Here is a 9,527-nt window from a genome sequence, read left to right as displayed (position 1 = left end):
TTGTGATTTGGTGACGATAAGTTGATGCGGATTTTTTGACGTGTGGGATTCGTTAAGGAAGGGTGATTTTTGTCGCGTGACTTTCATGGTGTTACCCATAGCAGGCATCGTTACCGCTTAATAAAATCATTATGTTAGGGGTGTTACCTGTGAATCAGGCACTCGTCCTGCATGGTTCCTGTGTCGCTTCCTTCGTGCTTCATTGTTACGTTGTCAGCCGCCTTTGTGAGAGTTGTTTTCTGCTAAAACATCAAAAACTGCTTGTTTTGCGCAAAATAGGCTGTTTTAATGGATTTCACACAAAACGACAGGAGGTACACAATGGAACTTTTACAGCGCTTGCAGGACTGCATTTCACGGGGCGCAGCATTAACACGGGCTGTTGCTCAGGCTCAGTTTGGCGATGATTCTCCCGAATCCCGCACGATTACCCGCCGTTGGGGAATCGAACAAGCGGCAGAAATGGTAGGCGTGTCACAGCCGACTATTCGTGCGGCAGAACAGGATGGTCGCCTGCCGGTGCCTGATATGACGCTGAAAGGCAGAGTAGAACAGCGCGCCGGTTACTCAATTGCGCAGATTAACCACATGCGCGACGTGTTTGGAACTCAACCCTACCGACCAGCTGGCGCTGATCCGGTTGTCGTGGGTGTAGCAGCGCATAAAGGTGGCGCATATAAAACCGCGACCGCCGTCCATCTGGCGCAGTGGCTAGCATTGCAAGGGTTACGGGTTCTGCTGGTGGATGCAACCGACCCACAGGCCACAGCGTCGCTGTATCACGGCTATGTGCCTGACCTGCACGTTCACGAAGACGACACGCTGTTACCGTTTTACCTCGGGCAGCGCGATGATGCCTTTTACGCTATTAAGCCGACCTGCTGGCCTAACCTCGACATTATCCCGTCGTGTCTGGCTATTCACCGCATTGAAAGCGAAATTTATCCACTGGCCGAGGCGGGGAAACTGCCGACAGCCCCGCATCTGCTGTTACGCGCGGCCATCGAATCCGTATGGGATGGTTATGACGTCATCGTGATGGACAGCGCGCCTAACCTCGGCGTGGGCACGTTAAATCTGGTGTGCGCCTCCGATGTCGTGGTGGTCCCGACCCCTGCGGAACTGTACGACTATATTTCCGTCCATCAGTTTTTTGCCATGCTGCACGACCTGATTAAAACGGTAGACCTCGGCGGCTTTGAGCCTGATGTGCGGGTGCTGATTACCAAATACAGCCTGCAGCCTGGCAGCCAGTCAACGTGGATGCGGGAAATGATTAGCAGCGCCTTCGGCGATATGGTGCTCGACGAGGTGGTTCGCGTAACCGAGGAGGTCGGCAAAGGTCAGGTGAAGATGCGAACCATCTTCGAACAGGCAAGCGAACAGCGCGGTACCAATCGCGCATGGAAAAACGCGGTCGATATTTGGGAACCCGTTTGCAAAGAAATTTACGAGAAGCTGATCAAACCACGCTGGTCACAGGAGGCCAAATAATGAAACGAGGCGGAATGAGTAAAGCGCCACAGATTGATATGAAAAATATCAGCGAGACGGCAAAAACAACGGCGCAGTCTTCGTCAGTGCCAGCCCTTAACCAGCTGCACGGAATACTGAATAAGTCGCAGGGCGACACGATGACCGTTGACGTCGCAGGCAAGCCGGTAAAATTTACCCTGCACGTCATACCGGGTGAACAGGTCGAACGTAAAACCATGGTTTGGAGTGCCAACGAGCGCCTGCAGGAGTTGTTAACCGAGGACACGCTGGACGACCTGATCCCGACGTTCAAAACCGACGGCCAGCAATTCCCGGCCATTGGCCGCGACGTTAACGGGGTGATAGAAGTGGCAGACGGCAGCCGTCGCCGTATGGCCGCGATTATGACCGGACGCCAATACTGCGTGTGGGTTGGCGACCTGGAAGACTCGCAGATGGCCAGCCTGACCGAAATCGGTAACGACTACCGCCCGACCAGCGCCTACGAGCGCGGAAAACGCTACAAACGCCTTGTAGACAACTTCTATAACGGCAACGTTAAAGCGATGGCCGAGGGCGAGAATCTGGCACGGCGCGTGGTGATTCGCTGCATGGCGACGGCAGAACTGCCCATCGAGATCATCAAGTTGTTTGCTAACCCGTCAGAACTCTCGGCGCGCGCCGGTGAGGAACTTCAGAAGGTTTATAAAGACAATCCTGTGACAATGATGGATATGGCCGAGGAACTGGCGATGTACCGACGCACTGAGATTCTGGAGGCGGATTTCATCGTCAAAACGCTGAAAGCGGCGAAGCCGTGGAAGGAAAAGCCAGAGGTGCGTGTCAGAACCTTTGTTAAGGGTGTAACGGCAAAGTACAAAGAAGACAGCGTGGAATTTACCATTAAGGCCGAAAACACTGAGTTGATTAAACGTCTGGAGGTCATCATGGAAAGCATCGAAAAAACGGGGGGAAGCGAGGAAGTGAACAACCTGTTCAAACAGCTGGAAGAAAAAACGGGGAAAGCCTGAAAAGGTGCCCTTGCAGCACGCCAGCCGCAAGGGCGCATCAACGGTCTTCTACGACAGGAGAACACGCCGATGCACGTAATTTAACATCTGCGTGCAACGGTACAAAGAGATAAAGCCGCGCAAGCGGCTTTTTTCATTTCAGGTCGTAAATATGATAATCGCTGAGGTAAATAATTACGGTCAATCGCTGATTAATTAATCTGACAGCGCGCGCCAATAGTTAACAAAATATTCCAGATAAGGTTATTTTATCCGGCGCGCCAATATCCGGTTTTGGGTTATTTTCGCGCGTGAAAGATAGTCCGTTTTAGAATATTTCAGGGGCGGGCTAATGCCATCCATTTTCCCTAACGACTATCGCGCGATGATTGCTGCGCTGGTGCGTATACGCAAAGAAAAAAGAATTACGCAGGTCCAGCTGGCTGGAGCGCTTCGTGTTCCACAATCTTTTATATCAAAGGTAGAGCGGTGCGAACGCCGTATTGATATAGCTGAATTAGTACACTTGTGTGAAGTGCTCGACGTCCCTGTCGTCACGCTGTTAAGCGCTATCCCCGCCCGATTTTCTGCCATAAGCAACAGCTCAGATTAGCTGGCTTAATCGCTGTTATAGTCGGCTGGTGGCGTTGTCGTCGTGAATGCGGCGTCAATGTAATAGAGACTGTCTGCGCTGTTGTAATACATGCCCGGCATACAGAAAACGCCAGAGGCGACAACCTGTAAGGTTTCTCCCGGATACAACGTAGCGAAATCATCGGATGAATCAGCAATGAGGATGTTGTCCACAACGTTCGATCCGCTTTGAATCATTGCGTAAGTCTGTGCTGTCATTATGCGTACTCCAGTACAATTACTTTACCTGCCGTGCCTGCACCGCCTGCTGCTGCGGTTGTATTGGTGATGATAGTCATTGCGCCGCCGCCGCCGGTGCCTGCGCCTGAACCTGCTCCACCCGCACCATTAGCAGAACCCTTGCCGCCTACGCCCAGCGGACTCCCGCCTCCATTACCTGCACATCCACCACTGCCGCCGGTCATATAACCGGGACTGCCAATTGCGCCACTATTACCGATAAGAACCGTAACGTCAGAAGTCGTTGAGGCCGTACCGCCACTTGTTGCGCCAGCCGTAGCTGCTGTGTTTGCGGTCGTGGCATAGCCGCCACCTACACCGCCTGCACAGGTAATTAAGCTGCCAAATTTTGTAGTGCCGCCGGTTCCTCCCGTGCCGCCGCCAGATGCCCCTGCGGCTCCCGCTGCGCCAATGGTCACAGTCACACTGGAAGGGATCGCCGTAATAAGCCCCTCTACATAGCCGCCGCCTCCGCCGCCCGCACCAATAGAGTTCGATGTAGACGACCCGGCAGGAACGCCCGCGCCACCGCCACCGCCACCCACAGCACGAACGAGAATTTTAGAGGTGCCGGTGGTCGGGGTGTACGTGCCTGATGCGGTGAACACCTGTACTGCCAGTAAGCGACCAGCGTTCTGCGCCAGTAGCAGCGTCTGAATGGCTTCAATCATCTGCGCATCGTTTGACGGGTCCAGCGTCAGGCCGCCCGCCTCAACAACAGCGATAATTTCGCGCTGCACGGTGTTGAACCAGCCCGCATCAAGAATGGTTGGTGATGTGCCGGTTGATACGGCTCCGTTAGTAAATTCGCCCGCACTGGTGGCGGTCGTAGTTAGTTCACTGATTTGCTGCATGCAAAGGGATTCCCTCGCCAGTTAAGGCGCTAAAAGAAAAATGAGTCAGAAAAAGGGGGTTAGTCGGTGGTGGCCGTGTAAACGAACTGGATGATGACGTGCGACGGGGCCAGACTGGTCAGGCGGCATTCAAGCAGCTTATTGCCCCACGAACGCAGCGGGTCGCCCGCATAGTTCGCACCGGCCTGCGCATAGGTGATCGTGGTTTCGGGGGCCGTAACCTGCATAACAAACGGCCAATCCTCCCCGTTCAGCGCGGCCCCAGCAACGGACATCCCCACGCGGGCCTGTCGGAATTGCTGGATAGTGACGATGTAGCCGAGCGCCTTGGCCTGCGCGATGAAATACGTCACCGACTGGCCGCCGGTGGCGGTCAGTTTGGTTGTGACGGCTTTCTGGCGTAACGCAATAGAATCGGTTTCCCCGATCGCGCAGTCGTCGGGCAGACCCAGCGTGCTCTCCCACTCCGACAGCATGATCGTGGACGTGGAGGGAAACGCGCCTTTAAGCAGGGAAATCGCATCGCTGTCGCTGTTGACGAACTCGGCAGCCATCGCGGCCAGAACCTGCGCCTGCACGCTATCCACTTCACGCGGCCAGACCAGACCCACGGGCATCAGCGCCTGTAAGGCGCGGGTATATTCGTCCTGGCTGAATTTACTCATGCGTAAGTCACCGTGCCCACGACCGGCAAACCACCGGTGCCCATCACGACGTTAGTCGTGGGGCTGGTCAGAATGAAGCCCTCGGAACCGTCCACGCCCGCGATGGCGGCCATAATGTCCGACAGATAGATGGTGCCGCCCGGTTCGCCATCGTTAAAAAACAGCGTACTGATGGCGGTGGAAATATCCGTTTTTACGGTGCTGTCAGCGCTGGACAGCCCGGAAATGTCGAACGGTACGAGGGTTTTAACCGGCGAACAGATATACACGACGGCGGTGGCCGGTTGCTGGCTGTAGAGCGCATCCGCGACCGTCAGCTGGTTGCCCGTTGCCACGCCGCCGCTGAGTTGCGTTTCTGATGACGATACGCCGTCGGTGCCCGTCGGAAACCCGTTGTCGTTGGTGTCGTCACTGTCGAGCATGATATAAACGCCGACCGTTCCCGCCCCCATCAGGCGACGCGTCACCCATGCCCGCGTAACGCCGGATACGGCAAGCGCCCACTTGATATAGTCGGCATCATTGCCACCCTGCGGGGTGTTCTGGAAAGCTGACAACATGCGCGAGCGGAACGTCTCTTCGTCCTCAATATCCGCGCCGCCGGTGACGGCGGTGGTCAGCGTCACTGTGCTGGTGATGCCGGAAATTGCTTCGTCAAACGTCAGCACGGTTCCTGAGTCGGCGTTGCCGTCTGCGCCGCCGCCGGTGGAGTCGGTGCTGGTGTCAGGCAGCACGGCGGTGATAGTGCCGGTGCCAGTGCCGTCGGTGCCGATGGTCACTTCAGCGTCTACCGTGTACTGATAGCCGTCGCTGCGGTTCAGGACCGAGGCGGCGGCGATGGTGTAACCGGCGGTGCCCGTGAACGGGACCGCCGAACCGGTGGCAGCGGTGGCCGCTTTGCGGTACACGCTTTTCAGCGCGGCCCAGCCTGCAAGGTTTTCATCGACGGCGTTGAACGGCGTGGAGTTCTGCGCGATGTAGTCCATATAGCCGTAATGCAGGTAACTCATTCCGGCGCTGACATCCCCCAGCACGCGCATGTTGGCAAAACGCAACAGCGCGCCGATGTTCTCCAGCCCGGTTTTAATGGTGTTCTGGTTACGCGTGCGTAACTCGGTAAGCGTGGGCCTGCTGTATGGCATCGGTTAAGACTCCCAAACCCAAAAATATTGCACCGTGGTGCTGGTTAAATCGGGCTTCTGATAGGTGATCGCCATGTTGAGGCGCTTCGGGTAAACGATTTGCGTGTTGATCGTGACGCTCTCGACGACGCCGTCATCGATAAGCCATTGCAGCGCCTCTTTCGCATAAGACGCCGCCTTAGTGGCCGTGCTGCTGGTGAGTTTCTGACGCCGTAACAGCCAGATACGCGAGCCGATTGGATAGTCGGCATCGGTATCGCCCCACCATCCCTTACGGTCCGTGCCGTCGTAGTCGTCATCGCTGCGCGCCTGCCTGTCCGTAAACAGGCTGATATAAATGGCCGTATCGAGGTCGCTGCCGGACGTCAGATCGCCGCTGCCAATCTGCCAGTCGCCGGAAGACTGCGAGACGTTCCAGATGGTTGTGATATCCGTCATCCGACTTGGTCCTCCGTCTTCTCGCTGGTGATAGTGCTGCTGCCACCCTCAACGTTTTTAACGTCATGGTCGTGATCGTTATGGCTGTCGCGGAGGTCTTTCAGGGAACTGATGTTCCCGCTTCCGGTGTTGTCCACAATGTCGCCAGAAACCTGCAAAACAGGGGTGTTCATCACGACGCCTTCTGATGCGTTGATTGTGACCGTGGTCGCATTCGTAACCGTCACCGGCTGCCCGTTTGCCTCGACTTCTACACCTGCAGCAGTCAGTTTGATGAACATCCCGGAAATGTTGTAAATCGCGCACTCGCCGCTATTGAGGCCGGTCAGACGTGAGTCTTTATGGTTGGTGCTGATGACGACCGAACTGGAACGGTCGCCGCCGAGGCTCACGACCAGCACGTCGCTGCCCTCCGGGGGCGCTGACGTAAAACCAAATTCAGCCAGGCGGCGCACGTTCATGACGTCCAGCGCGGTCTGCACTTGCAGGGTCTGCGTCAGGCCGTCGTCAGCCATGCCGGTGACTTTTCCGATGCCCACCATCATTTTCAGCGCACGATAAAGGCGGGAAATGTCCATTAATTCACCTCCTTGATGTTCTGATAGAACTGGTACGGCTCAACGCTGAACGCGGCTGGCGGCATCAGGACCATTTCGGCAGCGGTGCCCTCGTCGTCTTTGCGGAATGTCACCTCGCCGAGTAACCAGACCTCGTCGGTGATGCCGAACACGGGCACGGAAATCGGAATCAGGGTGTTGGGTTCCCACAGCTTGCCCGCGCTGTCGCGCCAGCTGTCTACCGTGACCATCAGCCGCTTTGAGCGGCCATAGCGGCGGTTCATTTCCCAATCGATGCACGCCTGCGCCTGCGCGTTCGCGGTCATGGTGCTTTCCACGATGATCGTGCGGTTGCGGTAGCGCATCTTTGACGCCTCCGGGTCGCTGGCCGTTGCCAGTGCCACCGAGTCGTAAGCCGCATCGCCGCTTGCCTCATTCAGCGGGTTCACGGCCATAGACACGCCCGTGTAAACCGAAAATCGCTCGTCCATGCTGGATTCAAACGCGGCCTGCTGGATGTTTTCGCCCTGCTTCACGCCGCTGGCGGCCTGCTTCGTGCCGACGCGGGTTAAAAACAGGCTGCCGTCTGGCAGGTCGTAATAAAGCAGCGCCGCCCAGCGGCTGATACGGTCGATAACCTCCTGTGACGACTCGCCCCAATTGAGCGTGAACTGAGGCACGGCGGTCGATTGCGTGACGTCACTGGTCACGGTGATGCCGTAAGGCTTAGCCAGCCGCTGCGCAATCTGTAGCGGCGTTGCGCCGCTGATCACGTTGTTTTTCCAGTAGGCCGAGCAATCGACCAGATCCGCGCATTTGCTGCGGCCCGTCGCCATGACCGCGTGACGTGCGCGCGAAATCATCGGTGCCCAGCGGTCGATGTAGCCGGTAATCACGGCATCGGTGCCGATTTTCACCACGCAGGCATCGCCCGGGTTAACCAGCTGCTTGTTGTCGCTGCCGGGGAAATAGTCCATCAGCGACAGCTCAAAATCAGAGGGCAGGTGTTCAATGCTTCGGGTCACGCGCACCGAGTCCCAGCCCGACAGCACTTTTCCGTTAATCGTCAGGGTGAGGTCATCACTCATGAGGTCAGCGCCTTAAAACTGGTCGGCATGAAGGCCGGGTGAATGGGGTCGGCCATTTTGACCAGCGACTCCGTGCGGGATGCGTCCTGATAGAGACGGTTCGCAATCGTCAGCGCCGGTAACGGGCTGGCATAGGTCACGGTGATAACCCGGGCAAGGCTTGCGCCGTTGCTCTCCAGCGCGGTCACGGTGTCGCTGCGCAGCGTCTGCATCGCTTCGTAAATGTCGTCGTAACCGGCGTCGGCAGCGCTCACGATGGCCGCGTCCATCACGTCGGCCACGCGGCGAATCAGCGCGGTCGCTTCTTCGTAGTTGGCTGGCGTGTATGTGGAGGCGGCATAAGCCATCGCCGAGGCGGTCAGCGTGTTAATGAAGATGGCCACGTCGGCGGCGACCGCGCTGTCGTAAGTGTCCTGGCGGTAGGTGGTATCACTGAACCCGGACAGCGATTCCAGCGAATCAATCAGGTCAGACCCGCCCGCCACGCTATCGAGCATGACCGTATACACGGCCTGTAGGTTGGTGGAAAACTCATCCAGTGACGCACTGGCCGACAGCGTCGCAATGGCCGTCGTCATGTCGGCGCTGTTCTCTACCGATGTGGCGATTTTGGTGGCTACCAGCGCGGAATAGTCGTCCGTGTCGGCGGTGTTGTCGGTGTTGGATGACGTGCCCGAGGCGTTACCGCCCACGCTGCCGGTGTTGTAGCGACCGTAACGCGTGCTGCCAAACGTGCTTTTCAGGACGTTGCTGAGGTTGGTCGCCTCGGTAAAAATGCCCTCGACGTTGCTGGTCCAGAATGCGACGGTGCTTTTAATCGTCTTGATGGCCTGCGACACGCTGCGCATATCGCCCTTAATCTCTGCGATAGCGCGGGCGGCAATGGTGGTCACGGTAGACAGCCAGGACGTATTAACCGTGGAAACGGCATCCGCTGCGCTGGTGATGGCAAAGACTTTCAGCCCTGACTCAATGACCGTCAGGGTAAAGCGGAACATGCGGCCCTCTTCCATGCTCTCATGGATGCGTAACCCGCCCTCGGTGACGCTCACCGTCAGCTCGCCGAGCGTCGGATGCACCAGCGTGCCCGATCCTGACGTTTCGGCGGCGGCGACCAGTGAGTCGCGCTGCGTCATCACGTCGGACGCGGTGTAAATCCTGCTGCTCTGTACGATAAAGCCGGTGATGTGGATATGGCGGGTGCCCCGGCCCATATCCTCCACCCACACAGAATCGCGGTAGGGGTATTCATGAACCGCCTGGCGCCTGCCGAACGAGGCGCTGCCCTCGGTCACGGCGAACGGCACGCCACGGAACGAGGCGGCGTGTAAATTGTCCTGCCAGCTCCATGAATCACCGGACCCGCCGAGAAGGCTGGACAGGGCCGAACTTACAATCGTCATTTGCCTTGCTCCAGATACAAA

At 57.2% G+C, this 9,527-nt stretch carries 11 protein-coding genes; 3 read left to right on the top strand and 8 right to left on the bottom strand.

Annotated elements, in window-relative coordinates; genetic code table 11:
- Positions 1 to 321: 321 nt before the first annotated feature.
- The 3 genes from ACPUC8_RS24360 (at position 322) to ACPUC8_RS24350 (ending at position 3,099) form a co-directional block, all read left to right on the top strand.
- Positions 322 to 1,494 carry an AAA family ATPase gene (locus ACPUC8_RS24360; protein ID WP_494927624.1) on the top strand — a complete coding sequence of 391 codons (1,173 nt, stop codon included), beginning with the start codon at positions 322 to 324 and terminating at the stop codon, positions 1,492 to 1,494.
- Positions 1,495 to 1,508: 14 nt separating this feature from the next.
- Complete coding sequence (locus ACPUC8_RS24355) at positions 1,509 to 2,507, top strand: ParB/RepB/Spo0J family plasmid partition protein (RefSeq protein WP_494927623.1); 999 nt, start codon at positions 1,509 to 1,511, stop codon at positions 2,505 to 2,507.
- Positions 2,508 to 2,838: 331 nt separating this feature from the next.
- Entirely contained in the window at positions 2,839 to 3,099 is a 261-nt protein-coding gene (locus tag ACPUC8_RS24350; protein ID WP_494927622.1) for a helix-turn-helix domain-containing protein, read from the top strand.
- Between the two features lie 5 nt (positions 3,100 to 3,104).
- On the opposite strand, the gene ACPUC8_RS24345 is transcribed toward ACPUC8_RS24350, so the two are convergent.
- The 8 genes from ACPUC8_RS24345 to ACPUC8_RS24310 are packed head-to-tail and all read right to left on the bottom strand — an operon-like array spanning position 3,105 to position 9,506.
- Positions 3,105 to 3,338 (bottom strand): hypothetical protein, encoded by a 234-nt coding sequence (locus tag ACPUC8_RS24345; RefSeq protein ID WP_494927621.1) that lies wholly within the window; start codon positions 3,336 to 3,338, stop codon positions 3,105 to 3,107.
- Positions 3,338 to 4,213, bottom strand: a complete 876-nt coding sequence (locus tag ACPUC8_RS24340; protein WP_494927620.1) for a glycine-rich domain-containing protein — start codon at positions 4,211 to 4,213, stop codon at positions 3,338 to 3,340. The genes ACPUC8_RS24345 and ACPUC8_RS24340 overlap by 1 nt, the downstream gene beginning before the upstream one ends.
- 59 nt (positions 4,214 to 4,272) lie before the next feature.
- Complete coding sequence (locus ACPUC8_RS24335) at positions 4,273 to 4,878, bottom strand: YmfQ family protein (protein ID WP_494927619.1); 606 nt, start codon at positions 4,876 to 4,878, stop codon at positions 4,273 to 4,275.
- On the bottom strand, positions 4,875 to 6,020 hold the full coding sequence (locus tag ACPUC8_RS24330) for a baseplate J/gp47 family protein (protein WP_494927618.1): 1,146 nt from the start codon (positions 6,018 to 6,020) through the stop codon (positions 4,875 to 4,877). Before ACPUC8_RS24330 ends, ACPUC8_RS24335 begins: the two co-directional genes overlap by 4 nt.
- 3 nt (positions 6,021 to 6,023) lie before the next feature.
- The gene (locus ACPUC8_RS24325; RefSeq protein WP_494927617.1) at positions 6,024 to 6,458 is read right to left on the bottom strand and encodes a phage GP46 family protein; all 435 of its coding nucleotides are present in this window, start codon (positions 6,456 to 6,458) and stop codon (positions 6,024 to 6,026) included.
- Entirely contained in the window at positions 6,455 to 7,036 is a 582-nt protein-coding gene (locus tag ACPUC8_RS24320; RefSeq protein WP_494927616.1) for a phage baseplate assembly protein V, read from the bottom strand. The genes ACPUC8_RS24325 and ACPUC8_RS24320 overlap by 4 nt, the downstream gene beginning before the upstream one ends.
- A complete protein-coding gene (locus ACPUC8_RS24315) occupies positions 7,036 to 8,103 on the bottom strand; it encodes a phage baseplate assembly protein (RefSeq protein ID WP_494927615.1) in 1,068 nt (355 codons plus the stop codon). Before ACPUC8_RS24315 ends, ACPUC8_RS24320 begins: the two co-directional genes overlap by 1 nt.
- The gene (locus ACPUC8_RS24310) at positions 8,100 to 9,506 is read right to left on the bottom strand and encodes a DNA circularization protein (RefSeq protein WP_494927614.1); all 1,407 of its coding nucleotides are present in this window, start codon (positions 9,504 to 9,506) and stop codon (positions 8,100 to 8,102) included. The genes ACPUC8_RS24315 and ACPUC8_RS24310 overlap by 4 nt, the downstream gene beginning before the upstream one ends.
- Positions 9,507 to 9,527: the final 21 nt, after the last annotated feature.

The sequence above is a fragment of the Pantoea sp. CFCC18177 genome (assembly GCF_059412425.1).
Note: the sequence above shows the minus strand (reverse complement) of the source record. Positions and strands in the feature narration are given on the sequence as shown.